The following is a 19945-nucleotide window of genomic DNA, read 5'->3' as shown; positions in this document are numbered from 1 at the left end:
GGACCAAGTACATGTTTTATTTAAAATTTATTCTGATATTGGCAGTACTTTTTAATGCATCATGTAGCCAAAAAATTCAAAAAAATGGATTATCAAGTATTAAAATAAATGAAATTAAAATTGAAGAAGGAATAACTACAAAATCAAATTTAATAAAAAAATATGGACCTCCAGTTTTTGATAGTGTTTTCAATCAAAATACTATTTACTACGTCTCTCACTTAACAGGTTATAAAAATTTAAGTGACCGAAAAACATTAAATTTAGTTGTTTTTGAAATTACATTTAATGATAAAAACATAGTAAAAAAGTTTAAAAAATATAACAAATTTGATTCCAAAAATGTTAAAATCTCTAAAAAGAACTTTCTAGAAAAAAATAATACTTCAATACAATTTTGGAAAGACATAATAAATAATTTAAGAAGAAGAAATGTCGAAGACTAAAAGTGTGAGTAAGATATCTTTATAGGCAATTCGTCAAACCCTTTAAAATTTAAATATATTTTTTGAAATTTTTTGAAAACACCTATTTTTGTTATATTTACATCATACTCTTTAGCAAGATCCTCTAGACGTGATTCATTTTCCTTACAAGAAAATAATAATTCATAATCATCACCGCCATATAAAGCAGCATTTAAAAGTTCTTTTTTTTGTAAAGATTTTAAACTAGGTAATGGTAATTGATTAATATTTAGTTCTAATGATAGGTTGGAATTTATAGCTAAGTGAGTTGCATCTTGGACAAGACCATCTGAAACATCTATCATAGATGTTGCAATGTCTCTTAATTCCATTCCTAACTTAATACGTGGTTGAGGAAGTAAATATTTTTGTTTAGCTTGCCTAAGATCTTTAGAATTTGATGAATAGTTATCAAGACCTATTTTCGACAAGCCTAAATAACCAGTTACATATAAGAAATCATTGATCTTGGCTCCATTTCTTGATACGGCCTGATTGGAAGGTGTTTCGCCAAAAATAGTTATAGTAATATTTATATGCTTTAAAGAGGCCGTTAAGTCTCCTCCAATTAATTTTATATTATAAGCTTCTTGATCTTCTTTTAAGCCTTTAGCAAATGCTGGTATAAAAATATTTGCTTTGTTTTTGGGAACACTTATAGATAAATTATAAAAAACAGGTTTAGCACCCATTGCGGCCATATCAGACAAATTTACTCTTAAACATTTTTTTGCTATATCTCTGGGATTTTCATTACCAAAAAAATGAATACCTTCAGCTAAACTATCTGTGCTTATTACAATATCGGTATTAAGTTTTGGTTTATATAAAGCAGCATCATTTATAAGGTTTTGAGCTTCTTTAGAAGTAAGCGGCTTGAAATATTTATTAATAAATTCAAATTCATTCATTTTGTACGTTTTCATCAGTTTGACAAAGAAATTTTTTCTAATATTCCGTTAGCAAAATTAGTATTTCCGCCAAAAGCTTCAATAATACTAATGTACTCATTAATAATAGTTAATTTATTAAATTGTTTTAAAAGGCATAATTCAAAAGTAGCTGATCTTAAAATAGATATCTCAGTCTTGCTTAGCCTTTCGAATGACCAATCTTTAGACAAGTTATCTGATATAATTTTATCAAGTTTTGGTAAGTTTTTTTCGACTCCTTTAACAATCGAATTAAATAAATCTTTGTCAAAATTTTTAATATTTAAACTCGAGAGTACGTGTATTAAATGGTTTTTTAAATAATATTCAATTATTATGTCAATTTCATTTATTAAAAAAGAAGCCTCGTATAGAACCTGTGTAGAACAAATCCTAGAAGCGGTTTTTTTTCTTATTGATAAATGTCTAATATTATTTAATGATTTTGTTTCAAGATTTATCATAGATATCACTGTTTTTTATATCCATTAGTGATAAACAAGCCTCAGCGGCTCCTGCACCTTTATTTAATTTTTTTGGGTCTGATCTTTCTAGAGCTTGCTTTTCATTTTCAACAGTTAAAATTCCATTACCTATTGGAATTGAAAATTTTATCGATAAATCACATAAAGCTCTTGCTGATTCATTTGAAACAATTTCAAAATGATAAGTTGCTCCTCTAATCACACATCCAAGAGCAATATAGCCATCAATAATAGGATTATTTTTTGATTTTTCGTATGTTAATTTAATCGCTGGTGCAATTTCCAAAGCACCTGGAACATATAAGAATTTATAATTAACAGATTTTCGTTTTAGGACCTTTATTGCACCCTTTATTAAATTATCTGAAATCTGTTGATAATATGGAGAACATACTAAGAGTACATTTTTATTTACTGACATTGACTAATTAACCTAATTTTTTCCAGTTTTTAATAGTTAATCCAAAACCATCTAAACCTATTGCAGAAGTTGAGGAGTTATATAATACTGTCATATTTTTTACACCTAGGTCTAATAAAATTTGAGCTCCTACTCCTATATCTCTTACATTCTGACTTTCTAGGGAAGGTTTAGCAATTATTTGTGAAATTTTCTTAGAAAGAGATTCAGATGAAGAATCTCTTATTAATATAATTATACCATTTTTATTTTTAGCTATTGTATTCATAGCAAGAGACAATTCTGAGCCATTTCTTTTGCTAGATTGATCTCCAAGTACATCAGAAAGCAAATCCAATGCATGAACTCTTACTAAAATATTGTCTTTAGTATCAATAACACCTTTAATTAAAGCCATATGTTCTGAGTTATCAATTATATTTTTAAAAACTATTATTCTCCAATCACCTCCAAATTTACTTTCTAAAATCGATTCAGAAACTCTTTTAATAAATGTTTCATTTTTTCGTCTATGTGAAATTAAATCTGAAATAGAACCAATTTTAATATTGTGTTTTTTAGAAAATTTGATTAGGTCTGGCAACCTTGCCATTTCACCATTATCATTCATTATTTCACAAATAACTCCAGATGGGTTTGAATTGGCAAGTTTGGCTATATCAACTACAGCCTCTGTGTGCCCTGCTCTTATTAAAGTACCTCCATCTTTTGCAATAAGTGGAAAAACATGCCCAGGAGTGGTTATATCGCTACTTAATGCACGTTTATTTATCGCTGTTTTTATTGTCAGTGACCGATCCGCTGCAGAAATACCTGTTGTTACACCTTCTCTAGATTCAATCGAAACAGTAAATGCTGTTTCAAATCTGCCTTCATTCCTTCTTTCCATTAATGAAAGTCCTAATTTTTCTGATTGAGACCTTGTCAAAGATAGACAGATAAGACCTCTTCCGTATTTAGCCATAAAGTTAATAGATTCTGGTGTAGCATATTCACCTAGCACACATAAATCACCTTCATTTTCTCTATTTTCATCATCAACTAAAATAAAAATTTTACCTTCAGAAGCGTCTTTTATAACTTCTTCGATGTTAGATAATGTCATTAAAACTCCAAAATTTTACTAAATTATACATTTTCACTTAACTTCATTAAGTCTATTTAAATATCTAGCTAAAACATCTATTTCGATATTTACATTTGTATTCACAACATAGTTTTTAAAATTAGTGTTTGACCACGTAAAAGGAATAATATTTACACTAAAAGTATTTAAATCAACTTCATTAACTGTCAATGAAACCCCATCAATAGTAACAGAACCTTTAGAAGCTATAAATTTGAAATGATCACTGTCCATAAAAAAAGAAATTTTATAAGAGCCTTCAATTTGTTGTATTGATTTAATACTTGCCGTTGTGTCGACATGCCCATAAACAAAATGCCCACCTATCTCATCGCCCACTTTAAGTGATTTTTCAATATTAAGAATTGATCCAATTTTCCAATCAAGAAAATTAGTTTTTGACGCAGTCTCATTACTAATGTCAAAAAATAAAATATTATTAGATATTTTTTTTAATGTTAAGCATATTCCTGAACAACATATAGAAGCCCCAATTATTAACTTTTGCTCTTTAACAGAAAAACTTGAAGTGTCATTGTTTTTTAATTCAATAGATATCTCCCAATCGGCGGGATGGGCTATACTCTTTATTTCTCCAATGTGACTAATAATTCCTGTAAACATTCAATGACTTTCGTTTGATAGTTTTCTAACTTCTAGTACATCATTACCAAAAGTTTTTATTGATAAAATTTTGTAATTATTGAGATTTTCCATTTCCAAAGAATTTAATTCATTTACAAATGGAATGCCGTCGTTACCAATAACATGACCTGACCTAAATATAAGCAATTGGTCTATTAAATTCAATGACAATAAAATTGTATTCAGTTTAGAACCACATTCAATTAATAAATTGTTAATTCCTCTATTTGCTAAATCTTTGAAGATAATATTAAAATAATCTAAATTTGAAATGTTATCTTCTAATTGCACCTTTGATACATATTTTTTTTCATCTAGATGTTTGTTCATGTTTGATAAAGAAAAAAGAACTATATCTGAATAAGGCGATTCATTATATATTTTATGATTTTTTGATACTTTTAAATATCTATCTAATATAACTCTTAATGGGCTCCTATGTTCTAATCCTTTTAAACGACAATCCATTAAAGGATCGTCAGAAATAATTGTAGAACTAGAAGTCAAAATTGCATCATTTTGTGATCTAATAAAATGAACATATGCGCGACTTAAATCATTTGTTATCCATTTTGATCTATTGTTTTTTAAAGCTATTTTTCCATCTAATGAACAAGCTATTTTAAGTGTAATATAAGGTTTTTTATATATTAACCTTGAAAAAAAACCATTATATAACGATATGCTTTCATCTCTCATAAAATTTTCTATTACTTTTATATTATTATTTTTGAGAATTTTTATACCTTTGTTAGAAGTTCTTGAGTCCATATCAATACAACTAATATAAGCCTCAGAAATGCCTGTAGTACAGATCAGTTCAGCACATGATAATCCAATTTTATTTTTGTGAGCACATGGCTCAAGGGTTAAATATATGGTTGAACCAACTAATTTTTTTTTGTTTTTAACATTATTTATTGCGTTTTCTTCAGCATGTGGTCGACCAGATGGTGACGTTCTTCCAGAAGAAATTATATTTCCATTTTTGACTATTACGCAACCTACAGGTGGATTCACTCCTGTAGAACCTTTAGATCTTAATGCTTCAAGTATAGCATATTTCATCCATTTATTGTGGTTCACAGTAACATATCATTCTAAACTAATTTAATCTTTAATTTCTTTTTCAACAAATTTACCAAAATCACTTGCTTCTCTAAAATTTCTGTAAACAGATGCATATCTAATATATGCAACATTATCAATTTGAGCTAAAGCATTCATGACTAATTCTCCAATTAATTTTGAGTGAATATCATTATCACCTCTAGACTCAAGTTGTCTTACAATACCATTTATAGCCCTTTCAATTGCGTCATCATCAGTTTGACGTTTTCTTAAAGCCATTAATAAAGATTTGGATAACTTATCTCTATCAAATGGATTTTTTTTGCCATTTCTTTTAATTACAATCAAGTCTCTCAGTTGGATTCTTTCAAAGGTTGTAAACCTTGAACCACAACTAGAACAGAGCCTTCTTCTCCTTATTGTAGATCCATCTTCACTAGCTCTTGAATCCTTTACTTGAGTATCTTCTTCACCACAAAAAGGACATCTCATTTTAATCTCCTAAATTAATAAATTGGAAATTTATCACACAAAATTTTTACTTTATCTGATATTATTTTTTCCTGTTCTGAATTAGAAATATTATTATCAAAATGATCTAAAACGTCAGCAATAAAGTTTCCAACCATCTTAAATTCGTTTGTTTTAAAACCTCTTGTAGTAGCAGCTGCTGAACCAAATCTAATGCCTGAAGTAATAGTTGGTGGAAGTGGATCAAAAGGAACACCATTTTTATTACAAGTTAAACCAGAGTTTTCTAGAGCCACTTCAGCAGATGCACCTGTTATATTTTTATCTTGTAAATTTAAAAGAACTATATGATTATCTGTTCCTCCAGAAACTATTTTATACCCTCTTTTAATTAAGGTGGTTGATAGACATTGAGCGTTAAGCACAATGTTTTTTGCATAAACCTTAAATTCACCTGAAAGAGCTTCACCAAAACCAGCAGCTTTTCCTGCAATGACATGCATAAGTGGGCCGCCTTGAAGTCCAGGAAATACAGCTGAATTAATTTTTTTCATTAAATCAGAATTGTTTGTTAAAATCATACCACCTCTACCAGATCTAAGAGTTTTATGAGTTGTTGTAGTAACTATATCTGCAAATTCAATCGGATTAGGATGAGCACCACCAGCAACCAAACCAGAAAAATGAGCCATATCAACAAGCAAATACGCATTTATTTTATTAGCAATTTCTCTGAATTTTTGGAAATCTATTATTCTTGAATATGCGGATCCACCAGCAATTATTAATTTTGGTTTATATTCAATAGATAATCTTTCAATTTCATCAAAATCTATAAGAGAATCTTCTTTTCTTACACCATATTGAATGGAGTTAAACCATTTTCCAGATAAATTAGGTTTGGCACCATGAGTTAGATGGCCACCTGCTGCTAAACTCATGCCAAGAATTGTGTCACCTGGTTTTAAAATACCCAGAAAAACAGCTTGATTTGCTTGAGCACCTGAGTGTGGTTGAACATTAACAAAATTTGCATTAAATAATTTTTTTGCTCTATCTATTGCAAGTTGTTCAACTTCATCAACAAATTCACACCCACCATAATATCTTTTTCCTGGGTATCCTTCTGCATATTTATTTGTAAGAACAGATCCTTGAGCTTGTAATACAGCCTTGGATACAATATTTTCAGATGCTATTAATTCAATTTGGTTCTGTTGTCTATAAAGTTCCTTATCTAACATTTCTGATAAACTGGCATCATAATTATTTATATCCTTGTTAAAAAAGCCTTCTTTATAAAACATTTTAAATTCCCTACTTGTATTTTCTGTTTAAATTTTTTTTACTCTTAATAAATGTCTTCCCTCTTCAAATTTAGTATTTAAAAATTCGAAAACAATCTCTTTTGATAATTCTTCTGTTAAAATTCTGCCACCTAAAGCTAACACATTTGCATCATTGTGTTTTCTGCTCTTTGAAGCCATTTCAACTGAAGTGCATAAAGCTGCTCTAACATGGGAAAATCTATTTGCTGCCATAGAAATTCCTATTCCAGTTCCACAAAACAACAACCCAAATGAATTATTATTTTTTTCTATTTTACTTGCTAACAATTTTGCGTAATCGGGATAATCTACAGCATCTAGAGAAGAACAACCTAAATCCTCAATTTTTATCTTATTTATAATCAAGTATTTTTTTATAGTTTCTTTTAGAGAAAATCCACCATGATCAGAAGCTAAAAATATTATTTTATTCATATTAATAAAACCATGGCTAGAAAAGATTATATTAATTAATTACCTTAGAAAGTTAGAAAATTCAATTTCAAAATTAAAAACAAAGTTTAAGAGTAGCTACAATTAAAACTTTTGAATGATAAGAAATAAATATTCAGTTTTAACTAACCAATATATTAAGTATGTTGGAAATAATGAAACTATAGTACAAAGTAACACTTTAAGTTTTAAATGTGTCTTGGTTGGAGCTGAATTTGCGTTACCTAATTCTAAATTTCTAGAAACATTTATTCCTATTGGTAAAGACATGAAAAATACAATCATCCACACCATTAAGTATACTAAAAAAATTGATACTAAGCTCATTTAATCTCCTTAAACCCTAATTAAATGCACACTCATTGAAGGTCTTTTTTGAAATAATGCCTTAAAATCTTTTCTAATATTTTTTTTGATATAATCACAAATTTCCTCATCAGAATCTTTGTTTTGAAAATTATCTTTATTAAAAATAGTTTCAATTTTTAAAGAACAGTCTAATAAAAAATCTTCCATGTTATTTCTATCAGACACTCCTCTCTGTGTTATTTGTGGAGGTGAAATTATGTATCCATCCATATCAATTACTATTGAGATATGAACAAAGCCATTCCATAGTGTATGTCTTCTGGACACAAACCTATCATTGTCAATAGGCACTATATCACCACCATCAAAAACATTTGTTGTGAATTTTTTTGTATCTAAAACGGTCGGAGATAAACTATTTAATTTTATAATATCTCCATTTTTTGGTTTAATTACGTTAGGAACTTGACAATCATTAGCTAATTTAGCATGTGCTTCAATATGTTCTCTTGTGCCATGAACAGGTATTGAAATTTTAGGCTTTATAAAAGAATACATTTCTATTAACTCATCTCGAGATGGATGACCAGATACATGGATATCTGCATCTTCATCTGTAATTAATTCTACGCTGTTATCAAGAAATCTATTCTGTACCTTTAATATAGCATTCTCGTTGCCAGGAATTTTTCTACTTGAAAAAATTATAGTATCCCCTTTTATTAAATTGACAAATTTGTCAGCATTTCTAGAGATTCTTGACAATGCTGAATTTGGTTCACCTTGAGAACCAGTAGCAATTACTAGAACATTAGACCGAGAAATCACGTTAAAATCTTTTAAATTCAAAAAATCTGGAACATGTTTTAAGTAACCAACCTCTTTAGCAGCGTCTATAGCTCTAAGTAAAGATCTGCCTATGACTAAAATTGAACGATCTGTCTTTAGAGCTATATCTAAAATCGATTTAACTCTACTAATATTTGAAGAAAAGCATGTAATAAGGACAGCGCCTTGTTTATCTTTAACTACTTTGTACAAACCTTCATAAGCAAAATCTTCGGAGGGCGTTTTTCCTTTAACTAAAGAATTGGTTGAATCACAAATCATTGCTAAAATACCATTATTCCCTAATGAACGATAAGTATCAAAATCAAAATTTTCATTTAAATTTTTCGCTTGTTCTAATTTCCAATCACCTGAATGAAAAATATTTCCTTCTTTAGTTGATATTAAAAATGATACTGGGTCTGGAATTGAATGAGAGGTTTGAATAGTGTTAATGATAAAATCACCTAGTTTTAGCTTTTCACCTATAGAAAGGACATTCAGAACTAGTTTTGTATTATTATTATTACTTTCTTTTAATTTTCTCTTAAGTAAAGCAATTGTAAAAGCAGTTCCCCATATGGGGCAATTAATTTTATCAGCAAAATAAGGTATTGCTCCTATATGGTCTTCATGACCATGAGTTAACAAAATACCTAAAAACTTATCACCTAAAGACTGAATAAAATCAAAATCAGGCAGTAACACATCAATACCTAAATCAGTTTCATCAGGAAATGATATTCCTAAATCAACTAAAATCCATTTATCTTGATAATGATACAAATTTGCATTCATTCCAATTTCCTCAGAGCCACCAACAGGTAGAAATAACAAATCTGAATTAACCCAACTCATTTAAAACCCTTTTATCTTATTTTTTTAAATTATTGAAATTATGTAAATATAAATTAACTAAGCCAATTAAGGTTAAATCTTCTTCAATATGATCAATACAACACAATGATTTTTTAAATAGATCACTCAAACCACCAGTTGCTATAACTTTATAGTTTTTGTATTCATCTAAAATTTTAATTTTATTTATAAGACCTTCAATCATCGATACATAACCCCAATAAATACCTGATTCCATTGCATTGACAGTATTTTTTCCAATAATTGACTTTTTATTAGACAAAGGTTTTAAGGCAACTCTAGGTAACCTAGCAGCAGCCAAGTACAATGCTTCTAGTGATAAATTAACACCCGGAGCTATAATGCCGCCATTATAACTACCATCAATCCCAACCAAATCAAAAGTTGTGGCCGTTCCAAAATCAATTACTATAGCTGGAGATAAATTAAGACATTTTATAGCAAATGAGTTAACCAAACGGTCAGCACCTGCTTCTTCAGGGTTATCAATGTTTACTTTTAAGCCTAACCCTAAAATATCATTATCAATTACCAATGGGTTAATTTTGAAATATTTTTTGATAAACATTTTAATGTTAAAAAGAGTTTCATTAACCACAGATGCAATGCAAATTCCAGTAATATCATTAATTTTAACATCAGATAATGTTAACATTTGTGAAAGCCAAGGATAATAACTGTCAGCTGTTCTCTTAGAATTGTTATGTATTCTCCAACAAGCTATTTTCTTAATACTTTTATCATAAGAGTATAAAGCAAAAACAGTATTAGTATTACCACAATCAACAACTAAAATCATTTCAAGACCAATCTAAACAAAAGTAAAATTCTCAACAGATAAATATTCTGTAATTTTTGAATTAGTTTTTACTTTAATACCACCACTGTCTCCTATACCTAAAAAAACACCATTTAAAAGATTGGATTTTGAATTAACATTTATAATTATATTTTTATTTATATTGAACATCTTTTTATTAATGTCTTCTTTAAAGAAGACAAAACCAAATTTTTCCCAAGAATAATAATTATAAAATACTTTGTTCAATATTTTTAAGCCTATATTTTTAATATTAATGGAACCTTTTAAATGATCATTTAACTTTGTAGTAGCCCACTTTGTTTCAAGAATAGGAGTTTTTAAAATATTTAAGCCTATACCAACTATTATAAAATTGTCAGAAGACTCTAACAAAACACCAGAAATTTTCTTCTTGTCTACTAATACATCATTTGGCCACTTTAGATCAATTAAATTACTATTTACTCCTAAGTCAACTAATACTTGAACTATTGAAAAACCAACTATCACTGATAATTGATGCCACAAAGATTTATCACTTTTTGGCTTAATAATTGTTGATAAGAATAAATTTCCTTTTGAAGAAGTCCATTTATTTTGATTTCTTCCTCTTCCTTCTGTTTGTGTATGAGCTAAATAAGAGGTTCCCTCAACTTCACCATTTAAAGCAGCATTGAAAGCAATATCATTTGTGCTAGTACAAACATTTAATATGTTTAAGTTAATATTTAACAAAATAAATCCTGTGATTTAAAAATAGATTTAACACATTTAAAAACGAAGAAAATATTTGTTATATAAAATAAACATTCTATAGTATTTTAGTCTATAATTATTCAATATAAATGGCATCATTAAATAATTTACAACAGCCAAAAACATTCCTAAAAAACTGAAAAACGTTAAAAAATATTTAACTTTATCAGACAAATTTAAAATAGAATTAGTAGAAAGATCAATATCATTATATATTAATGAATTCCATAAATGTTCTGCATTTATACCGTCAAATAAGTTTTTTGTTAACCAGCCAGCAAAAACTAAACATAAACCCAAACAAAAAAATATGAGTTTGTTTGTAGATGAGTTTTCATTGATTTTATTAAATTCATGAATATTACCCTTATTCTTTCCTAAAAAGATCAATATTATATTTTTTAATAAAACATAAGAAATCAAAAATGAAGCACTCATACCCATTAACATAGAAGGAACTAAAATAGCTTGCTCCGAAGAATATAAAGTTGAAATAATGATTTCATGAGAATAAAACCCTGAAAAAAAAGGAACCCCAGACGTCGAAAAAAATGCTATTAAGGTGAATAAAAACATAGCGGGCATTTTAACGACAATACCACCCATGACTTTAACATTAGAAACATTATTCAGCTTTGACATAACATAGCCTAAACACAAATAAAGCATTGTTATGGACATAGAAAATGTAATAAAATAAAAGATTGCAGCATGATATTCTTTTAGACAAAATATATAAAATATTATAGATACTTGAGAAAAAGCTAAGTAAGATATTACAGATTTAATATTTGTTGTATTAAATGATAAATAAATAAAAATGAATATTAAACAAAAGCTTAAAGGAATCATTGTATTCAAGAAATTAGGAGTGAAAGCAATTAAAGGAAAAAATCTGAACGTATAAAAAATAATTAATGGAAGTAATGCAGAACAAATAATCAAGGTAAGTGTAGGTATATTTAAATTTTTAACGTCATATAAACAATTAGAGATAAAAAATTGTCTAAATCTTAATAAACATGAAAAAAATAAAAGGGACACAGCTAATTCAGCCCTACTTATAGAAACACCCCAGAATAAAATATTATTGTTAATAAAGTTATTATTTTCAAAAATAATTTCAAAATAAATAGAACTATTTAGTGTATAAAGAAGATAAACACTTAATAAAAAAGCTAAATCAGAAATACGATTATGTAAAAAAATCTTATTACTGTTAACATAACTATCATTCGCCTTATTATAATTAACAAGTAGAAAGAAAGAAAATAAAATTATTTGCCACGCAATAAAAAATTGAATTAAGTTGTTTGAAGAAATTATGGTTAACATTCCTATTGTTAACAAAGAAAAATTTCTTATGAGCTTTAAATTAAAATACCTGTCTTTAAAAAAATTAATTGAGTATATAGCTACTAACGAAGACACAAATGTTACAATCGATAAAAATGTTGACACATATATATCTAACCTTAATGACCATAATACAAAATTTTTATTAAATTGAATCAAGGGGTAAAAATATAATGGAATATCATTGTTTAATTGAAATAATTTAATAAAAAGATAAACACTTAAGCAAAAAGAAAAAATCATACAAAAGCAATTTACAATAAATGGAATATTTAAATAATTACTAGAAAATGGTAATAATGAAAATAACAAGCTTAATAAGGGAAATATAAAAATAAAAATTTCCATATGAATTTATCTACTCAAAACTTTCATAAATAAGCTTAAAAACAACTAAAACTGTAATATTTATTATTATGCATATAGAAATATAAAGTAAAACAAAAATAATTTATTAATATGAATGTTTTGAACTTAATAAACTATCCACCAAAGTCATCAAGCATGATATCTTCTTTATCAACTCCAAGATCCAATAACATGTTTATAACAGATTGGTTCATCATAGGTGGACCACACATGTAATATTCACAATCCTCAGGAGCTGGATGATCTTTTAAATATTGCTCAAAAAGTATATTATGGATAAACCCTTTGTGACCGTTCCAATTATCTTCCGGCATAGCGTCAGACAAACCAACATGCCACGTAAAATTTTTATTTTCAGCTGCTAACTTATCAAAATCTTCAACATAAAACATTTCTTTTTTAGATCTTGCACCATACCAGAACGTAACTTTACGATCTGTTTTAATTCTATTAAACTGATCGAAAAGATGACTTCTCATAGGAGCCATGCCTGCTCCACCACCTATAAAAACCATTTCTTTATCTGTATCCCTAGCGTAAAATTCACCAAAAGGACCTGAAATAACAACTTCATCACCTTTTTTTAAGTTAAATATATAAGAGGACATTTTACCTGCTGGAATTCCTATTGAACCTGGAGGAGGAGAAGCTATTCGAACATTCAACATAACTATACCTTTTTCAGCTGGACAATTAGCCATAGAATAAGCTCTTTCAATGGGTTCATCACTTTCAGCGTTAAAGTCCCAAATTTTAAACCTATCCCAATCTTCGTGGTATTCTTTACCTACTTCGTAATCTTTATAAGATAAAGAATATTTAGGAGCTTCTATTTGTATATAACCACCTGCACGAAAATTCACATCTTCACCTTCAGGTAATTCAAGTATTAATTCTTTAATAAAAGTTGCAACGTTGTCATTACTTCGAACCTTACATCTCCATTTTTTAACACCAAAAACTTCTTCAGGTACCTCAATTTCCATATCTTGTTTAACAGCAACCTGACAAGATAATCTATCACCGCAAGATGCTTCCCTTTTATTAATATGACCTTGTTCGGTAGGAAGTATAGCCCCACCACCAGAATGAATTTTAACCCTACATTGAGCACATGTTCCACCACCACCACAAGCAGAAGGAACAAAAAGCTTTTCAGCGGCAAGTGTTTGTAAAAGTTTTCCTCCAGCTGGAACTGTTACGGTTTTTTCTCCATTTATAGTAATATTGACATCACCAGTTGAAACAAGTTTGCTTCTTGCAAAAACTATTACTGTAACAAGTGATAATACAATCATTGTAAAAAGAGTTATACCTAAAACAAAAGTGTCCATATTAAATATCCTTAAAGTTTAACGCCTGAAAAGCACATAAAAGCCATTGCCATAAGACCAGCTGTAATAAATGTTATACCAAGCCCTTGAAGACCATCAGGTATATCGCTATATTTTAATTTTTCTCTTACACCAGCCATCGTAGCTATAGCTAAAGCCCATCCAAAACCAGAAGCAACCCCATACGTTGTAGCTTCAGAAAAATTATAATCTCTTTCAACCATGAATAAAGAACCTCCTAATATAGCACAATTAACTGTAATTAATGGTAGGAATATACCCAGTGCATTATATAATGGAGGAAAATACTTATCTAATACCATTTCCAAAATTTGAACTAAAGCAGCAATAACTCCGATATAAGATATTAATCCTAAAAATGTTAGATCTACATCAGGAAATCCTGCCCAAGCTAGAGCACCAGGCTTAAGTAGATATGTAAGTATTATGTTATTAGCTGGAACAGTAATTGCCTGAACAATCATTACAGACACTCCCAAGCCAATGGCTGTGGATATTTTTTTTGAAACCGCAATAAAGGTGCACATCCCAAGAAAAAAGGAAAGAGCAAGGTTTTCTACAAATATAGCTTTAACAGCTAATGAAATCAACGCTTCCATCAATGGACCTCTAAAGTCTGAATCTTATATTCACGAGCTTCAACTTGAGATTTTTTCCATGACCTAACACCCCAGATTAAAAATCCAATAATAAAAAATGCTGAAGGGGGTAACAGTAATAGTCCATTTGGGACATACCATCCACCGTTACTTACAGGATCTAAAATTATGACGCCGAATAAAGTACCAGAACCAAAAAGCTCTCTAACAACGCCTACACACATCAATAACAAACCGTAACCCAGACCGTTACCAACACCATCTATAAAAGAGTCAACTGGGGTATTTTTCATTGCAAAAGCTTCAGCTCTTCCCATAACAATACAGTTAGTAATGATTAACCCAACAAAAACTGAAAGTGTTTTTGATATTTCGTACGCATATGCTTTGATTATCTGGTCAACAAGTATAACAAGAGATGCAATTATAACCATTTGAACAATTATTCTTATAGAATTTGGAATATAATTTCTTAACATTGATATAAAAAGAGAAGAAAATCCAGTAACGGCTATAACAGCCAAAGACATAACAAAAGCAACATTTAAAGATGAAGTTACAGCTAATGCTGAGCAAATACCTAATACTTGAAGTGTAATTGGATTATTGTCAACTAGAGGATCAATTAACAGTTGTTTTCTTGTCTGCGACATTATGCCTCTCCATTTTTTAAATTTTTAAGAAATTTTTTAAATCCAGACTGACCCATCCAAAATTTAACTAAATTATTAACCCCATTAGAAGTAAGTGTAGCACCTGCTAAAGCGTCAATATGATATTCTTTTTCCTTTGAAGTTTTGGCGACTTGAATCATTAAATCACCATTTTCGTTATTTAACTTCTTACCTTTCCATTGTGCTTTCCATTTTGGATTATCAACTTCTGCACCTAACCCAGGAGTTTCAGCATGCTGATAAAATTGCAAACCAAATATATCATTTAAATTATTTTCTAAAGCTATAAAACCATAAAGGGTAGACCACAAACCATACCCATGAACTGGAAGTATGACTTTATCTAAAGAACCATCATTGTTTTTTAAAAGATAAATAGTTACAAAATTTGCCCTTCTCCCAATTGAAGCTGGGTCTTCTTTTAAAGCAATACTTAATAAAGGATCTTGAGAAGCTTTTTTATCATCAAAAACCAATGGATCGAACTTATTCGTAAATTTACCATTTTCTAAATCAACAATTAAAGGTTCAAATGATGAAAAAGTTTTTTGAATGTTGACCCCTTCATAATATTTGCCAGCAACTTGTAAAATATTTTTTTGTTTATCAAGAGCTTTATTTACTTCCTGTTTAGATTTTAAATTAACAGCTGCAAAAGAGACAACCATAGAACATATAAAACACAAAGTTGTAGCAACAATTATTGTTTTAGCCATGCCATCAACTGGCATATTTTTAAATTTTGCAAATATATTATTTGAGTTAGACATTAAAAATGGCCCTTCTTTTAATATTAGCCATTACAACAAAATGGTCTATTAAAGGTGCAAATATATTTCCAAATAAAATCGCTAGCATCATCCCCTCAGGAAATGCTGGGTTTAAAACTCTTATCATTACTACCATAAAACCAATTAATGCACCGTAAATGTAACGTCCTAAGTTTGTATGACTTCCAGAAACTGGTTCAGTAACCATGAACACTAAACCAAAAGCATAACTTCCTATAACTAGATGCCAGTACCATGGCATGCTAAACATCGGATTAGTATCTGAACCAATCCAGTTCAAAAAAGATGAAAAAGCAACCATTCCAAACAAACATCCAACAACCATTCGATAATTAGCAATTTTAGTTAACAAAAGAAAACATAAGCCAATTGCACAGGCTAATGTAGACGTTTCTCCTAAAGATCCTTGAATAGTACCTAAAAAAGCATCTGTCCAAGTAATCCCATAATTACTTAAGCTTTCATATCCCTCAGAGGCAGATAATCCTAAAGAAGTTGCGCCGGAAAAACCATCAACCGGTGTCCAAATTGAATCACCTGACATGTAAGCTGGATAAGCAAAATATAAAAATGCACGACCAGTTAATGCAGGGTTTAAAAAGTTTTTACCAGTACCACCAAAAACTTCTTTGGCAACAACAACTCCAAAGGCAATACCTAAAGCAACTTGCCAAAGTGGTGTAGAGGCAGGTAAAGTTAGCGCAAACAACATTGATGAGACAAGGAAACCTTCGTTAACCTCATGGCCTCTGATGGTTGCAAAAACTACTTCACAAATACCACCGGCCAACAATGTAGTGATATAAATGGGTAAAAAATATAACAAACCATGAGAAACGTTTGAAACTATACTCGTAGGATCTATTCCTAGTCCCATTAATTGTAAGAGATAGATCCTCCACCCTGCTATTTCATTAATATTTAATGTTGATAAAGCTGTATTTGTTTGAAAACCAGTATTGTATAAAGCCCACAAAACACACGGTATAGTAGAAATAACAACATAAGTCATTATTCTCTTCATATCGACAAAGCTACGAGCATGAGGAGCAACTTTAGTAACGGTGTTACTTGTGAAAAAAATTGTCTCTATCATCTCAAAAATTGGATAGTACTTTTGAAATTTACCACCTTTTTCAAAATGAGGCTCAATTGAGCTAAAATAACTTCGTAGTGACATCAATTAACCTTCTTTCTCTATTTTCTGCAGACTATCTCTCAAAGCAGAACCGTATTCATATTTTGCTGGGCAGGCAAATGTACACAAAGCTAAATCTTCTTCGTCTAATTCAAGAGCACCCAGTGATTGAGCCACATCTGTGTCCATTACTAAAAGAGCTCTTAACATTTGTGTAGGTAAAAAATCTTGTGGCATTAGAGTTTCAAATACACCTGTTGGAACCATTGCCCTTCTGCCACCATTCAAATTTGAAGTTAAATTAAATAATTTAAAAAAACCAAAAGCAGATAACAAAACAGGCATTACTGAAAATTTATTCGGCTGTGGCTTTATCCATCCAAAAAAATGTTTTTCTAGATCTTCTTTAATTATAGTAATTTGACGAGAATATTTACCTAAGTAAGCAAGCTCATTAGTAGCATGAAATCCAGAAAGAACAGAACCTGAAATAACTCTACAACCTTCAGCTTTATTATATTCGCCTTCTAAAATATCGTCTAAGGATGCACCCAAAACTGTTTTAACTAATCGAGGCTTAATAGCATGTGGCCCAGCTATGGATATAACTCTATTAATATCAATAAAACCTGTTAAAAACAGTTTACCAATCGCAATAACATCCTGATAGCCAATTGACCAAACAGTTTTAGAAGCAGAGGGAGCGTCTAGAAAGTGCATATGTGTTCCTGCTAATCCAGCTGGATGAGGTCCTGCGAATTTATATGTATGATGATCGTTGACTTTGATCTGACTATCATTTTTTGTGCAAATAAATACATTACCTTTTGTTAACAAAGATATTTTTTTAACACCTTCATTAAAAGCTTTTAAATCTTGATTAATTATAAGTTCTGCATCTGGGCATAAAGGTTCAGTATCCATTGCAGTAATAAAAATAGATGAAGGCAAACTATCGCCTGATGGGACCTTAGAGTAAGGCCTTGTTAAAAAAGAAGTCCATAAACCACTATCAAATAAACATTTTTTTACGAATTGTTCCTGAGATTTTTCATTAGAATGAGATTTAGTTATATCAATGCCTTTATCAGTTATACTTTCAACATCAATCACAACACTTAGAAGAACCCTTTTATCTCCCCTATTTATAACTTTCACCATACCTTTACATGGTGAAACATATGAAATTTCTGGGGAGTCTTTATGACAAAAAAGAGGAGTACCTCTTTTTACTTTATCACCCACACTAACAAGCATTTTAGGTTTTAAGCCTTTATAATCAGACCCTAGTACCGCGACAGTTTTTGGATTTTTCTTACCATGAATAACTTGATCTGGAATTCCTAAAACAGGAATGTTTAAACCTTTCTTTAAATTAAAAATATTCATTTAAAATAAAATTTATCCTTTGGAATTAAAAAATTTAATAGTTATTATGATTTAAATATATATTGGAAATATATATAATATATTTAAAAAAAAACAAGTGTATATGTGCATTTTTTTATGTTTTTTCAAAAATATTCAAATGATGAATGTAAAGAATATTTTATATAAAAAATATAAGATTTTATTGTTATCATTAAAAAAATATATAAAAGTTTGATAAATTAAATTTTATTGTGAAATTAAAATGAAATACTTTAATTATTTTTACTTTTTAACAATTTCTATATTTTTGTTTTCTTGTTCAAATGAGCAAACTCAAAACGTTGAACTTAAAGGAAATGCAATGGGAACATTTTATTTCATTAAGTTGATTGATGTGCCTAAAAAAATAAAAGAAGAGAAATTGACACTAGAAATAAATAAAACTTTGCTTGAAATTAATAAGATTGTATCAAATTGGGATAACTTATCAGAAATAAGTGTTTTAAATAGTAATAAAACATTATTACCTATAAAAATTTCAAATAATTTATTAGACGTCTTTAAAACAGCAAACTTTATTCATATTAAGAGCAACGGATATTTTGATATTACACTTGATCCTATAATAGATCTATGGGGATTTGGTTACAAAAAAGATAAAATGAAAAAAAAACCTCCTCTTAAAGAAGATGTTTTAGAAACATTATTATTAGTTAACCAAAAAAAATATTTAGAAATTAATCAATCTAACAATGAGTTAGTAAAAAAAAATAAAGATGTTTCATTTAATTTGTCAGCAATTGGTAAAGGATACGGAATTGATTTAATTGGTAAAAAATTAAGAAATTTAAAAATAAATAATTTTCTTATAAATATAGGCGGCGATATACTTACAAATGGTTACAATAGTAAGAAACAAGATTGGGTTATTGGAATAGAAAACCCTAATTTACAACAACAGTATATTAAAGAAATTGTAAATGTTACCAATAAGGGAGTGGCCACTTCTGGAGATTACAAAAATTTTTTTGATAATGATGGTAAAAAGTATTCACATATAATAAATCCTAAATCAGGTATGCCAATCAATCATTCAACAAAATCTGTAACAGTTATAGAAGAAAGTGCAATGCTTGCAGATGGTTGGGCAACTGCATTTTTAGCCATGGGGAGTACTCAAGGTTTAAAAATTGCTGAAAAAGAAAAAATAGCTGTAATATTTATCGACAAATCTGAAAAAAAATTAATTAAAGTAACAAGCAATGAATTCAAAAAGTTAAAATAAAAATTGATAGTATATTAATTATAAAGTATCTTTT

At 29.1% G+C, this 19945-nt stretch carries 22 protein-coding genes; 2 read left to right on the top strand and 20 right to left on the bottom strand.

Annotated features, from left to right (window positions below):
* Window positions 1-11: 11 nt before the first annotated feature.
* Entirely contained in the window at window positions 12-446 is a 435-nt protein-coding gene (gene bamE, locus ABXT66_RS05210; protein WP_443644603.1) for an outer membrane protein assembly factor BamE domain-containing protein, read from the top strand.
* On the opposite strand, the gene thiL is transcribed toward bamE, so the two are convergent.
* The 20 genes from thiL to ABXT66_RS05110 all read right to left on the bottom strand — a co-directional run bounded on the left by thiL (window position 443) and on the right by ABXT66_RS05110 (window position 18644).
* Complete coding sequence (thiL, locus tag ABXT66_RS05205; protein ID WP_443644602.1) at window positions 443-1393, bottom strand: thiamine-phosphate kinase; 951 nt, start codon at window positions 1391-1393, stop codon at window positions 443-445. The two genes, bamE and thiL, sit on opposite strands and share 4 nt — an antisense overlap.
* Window positions 1393-1863 carry a transcription antitermination factor NusB gene (locus ABXT66_RS05200; RefSeq protein ID WP_443644601.1) on the bottom strand — a complete coding sequence of 157 codons (471 nt, stop codon included), beginning with the start codon at window positions 1861-1863 and terminating at the stop codon, window positions 1393-1395. Before ABXT66_RS05200 ends, thiL begins: the two co-directional genes overlap by 1 nt.
* Entirely contained in the window at window positions 1850-2305 is a 456-nt protein-coding gene (ribH, locus tag ABXT66_RS05195) for a 6,7-dimethyl-8-ribityllumazine synthase (protein ID WP_443644600.1), read from the bottom strand. The genes ABXT66_RS05200 and ribH overlap by 14 nt, the downstream gene beginning before the upstream one ends.
* A 7-nt stretch (window positions 2306-2312) precedes the next feature.
* Complete coding sequence (gene ribB / locus ABXT66_RS05190; RefSeq protein ID WP_443644599.1) at window positions 2313-3410, bottom strand: 3,4-dihydroxy-2-butanone-4-phosphate synthase; 1098 nt, start codon at window positions 3408-3410, stop codon at window positions 2313-2315.
* Between the two features lie 33 nt (window positions 3411-3443).
* Entirely contained in the window at window positions 3444-4055 is a 612-nt protein-coding gene (locus tag ABXT66_RS05185; protein ID WP_443644598.1) for a riboflavin synthase, read from the bottom strand.
* Entirely contained in the window at window positions 4056-5162 is a 1107-nt protein-coding gene (gene ribD, locus ABXT66_RS05180) for a bifunctional diaminohydroxyphosphoribosylaminopyrimidine deaminase/5-amino-6-(5-phosphoribosylamino)uracil reductase RibD (protein WP_443644597.1), read from the bottom strand.
* 24 nt (window positions 5163-5186) lie between these two features.
* The gene (nrdR, locus tag ABXT66_RS05175; RefSeq protein WP_443644596.1) at window positions 5187-5639 is read right to left on the bottom strand and encodes a transcriptional regulator NrdR; all 453 of its coding nucleotides are present in this window, start codon (window positions 5637-5639) and stop codon (window positions 5187-5189) included.
* Between the two features lie 14 nt (window positions 5640-5653).
* Complete coding sequence (gene glyA, locus ABXT66_RS05170; RefSeq protein WP_443644595.1) at window positions 5654-6925, bottom strand: serine hydroxymethyltransferase; 1272 nt, start codon at window positions 6923-6925, stop codon at window positions 5654-5656.
* A 27-nt stretch (window positions 6926-6952) separates the two neighbouring features.
* Window positions 6953-7381: a ribose 5-phosphate isomerase B gene (rpiB, locus tag ABXT66_RS05165; RefSeq protein WP_443644594.1), complete on the bottom strand. Its 429-nt coding sequence runs from the start codon at window positions 7379-7381 to the stop codon at window positions 6953-6955.
* Between the two features lie 102 nt (window positions 7382-7483).
* The gene (locus ABXT66_RS05160; protein WP_443644593.1) at window positions 7484-7726 is read right to left on the bottom strand and encodes a DUF1467 family protein; all 243 of its coding nucleotides are present in this window, start codon (window positions 7724-7726) and stop codon (window positions 7484-7486) included.
* A gap of 9 nt (window positions 7727-7735) precedes the next feature.
* Complete coding sequence (locus ABXT66_RS05155) at window positions 7736-9394, bottom strand: ribonuclease J (RefSeq protein ID WP_443644592.1); 1659 nt, start codon at window positions 9392-9394, stop codon at window positions 7736-7738.
* A 16-nt stretch (window positions 9395-9410) separates the two neighbouring features.
* Window positions 9411-10214: a type III pantothenate kinase gene (locus ABXT66_RS05150; RefSeq protein WP_443644591.1), complete on the bottom strand. Its 804-nt coding sequence runs from the start codon at window positions 10212-10214 to the stop codon at window positions 9411-9413.
* Window positions 10215-10226: 12 nt separating this feature from the next.
* Window positions 10227-10952 carry a biotin--[acetyl-CoA-carboxylase] ligase gene (locus ABXT66_RS05145; RefSeq protein ID WP_443644590.1) on the bottom strand — a complete coding sequence of 242 codons (726 nt, stop codon included), beginning with the start codon at window positions 10950-10952 and terminating at the stop codon, window positions 10227-10229.
* A gap of 36 nt (window positions 10953-10988) precedes the next feature.
* On the bottom strand, window positions 10989-12572 hold the full coding sequence (locus ABXT66_RS05140) for a proton-conducting transporter transmembrane domain-containing protein (protein WP_443644589.1): 1584 nt from the start codon (window positions 12570-12572) through the stop codon (window positions 10989-10991).
* Between the two features lie 239 nt (window positions 12573-12811).
* On the bottom strand, window positions 12812-14032 hold the full coding sequence (gene nqrF, locus ABXT66_RS05135; RefSeq protein WP_443644588.1) for an NADH:ubiquinone reductase (Na(+)-transporting) subunit F: 1221 nt from the start codon (window positions 14030-14032) through the stop codon (window positions 12812-12814).
* An 11-nt stretch (window positions 14033-14043) separates the two neighbouring features.
* Complete coding sequence (gene nqrE / locus ABXT66_RS05130; protein WP_443644587.1) at window positions 14044-14652, bottom strand: NADH:ubiquinone reductase (Na(+)-transporting) subunit E; 609 nt, start codon at window positions 14650-14652, stop codon at window positions 14044-14046.
* Window positions 14652-15305: an NADH:ubiquinone reductase (Na(+)-transporting) subunit D gene (locus ABXT66_RS05125; protein ID WP_443644586.1), complete on the bottom strand. Its 654-nt coding sequence runs from the start codon at window positions 15303-15305 to the stop codon at window positions 14652-14654. Before ABXT66_RS05125 ends, nqrE begins: the two co-directional genes overlap by 1 nt.
* Window positions 15305-16096, bottom strand: coding sequence for a Na(+)-translocating NADH-quinone reductase subunit C (locus ABXT66_RS05120; RefSeq protein ID WP_443644585.1), 792 nt, complete (start codon window positions 16094-16096; stop codon window positions 15305-15307). Before ABXT66_RS05120 ends, ABXT66_RS05125 begins: the two co-directional genes overlap by 1 nt.
* Window positions 16089-17297 (bottom strand): NADH:ubiquinone reductase (Na(+)-transporting) subunit B, encoded by a 1209-nt coding sequence (locus tag ABXT66_RS05115; RefSeq protein WP_443644584.1) that lies wholly within the window; start codon window positions 17295-17297, stop codon window positions 16089-16091. Before ABXT66_RS05115 ends, ABXT66_RS05120 begins: the two co-directional genes overlap by 8 nt.
* A 3-nt stretch (window positions 17298-17300) precedes the next feature.
* Window positions 17301-18644, bottom strand: a complete 1344-nt coding sequence (locus ABXT66_RS05110; RefSeq protein ID WP_443644583.1) for a Na(+)-translocating NADH-quinone reductase subunit A — start codon at window positions 18642-18644, stop codon at window positions 17301-17303.
* A 244-nt stretch (window positions 18645-18888) separates the two neighbouring features.
* Between ABXT66_RS05110 and ABXT66_RS05105 the strand changes: the two genes are divergently transcribed.
* A complete protein-coding gene (locus ABXT66_RS05105; protein ID WP_443644582.1) occupies window positions 18889-19911 on the top strand; it encodes an FAD:protein FMN transferase in 1023 nt (340 codons plus the stop codon).
* Window positions 19912-19945: the final 34 nt, after the last annotated feature.

This window comes from Candidatus Levibacter sp. Uisw_134_01 (genome assembly GCF_047717795.1).
Taxonomy (GTDB): domain Bacteria; phylum Pseudomonadota; class Alphaproteobacteria; order Puniceispirillales; family Marisalimonadaceae; genus Marisalimonas.
This window is presented reverse-complemented; position numbering and strand designations above follow the sequence as displayed.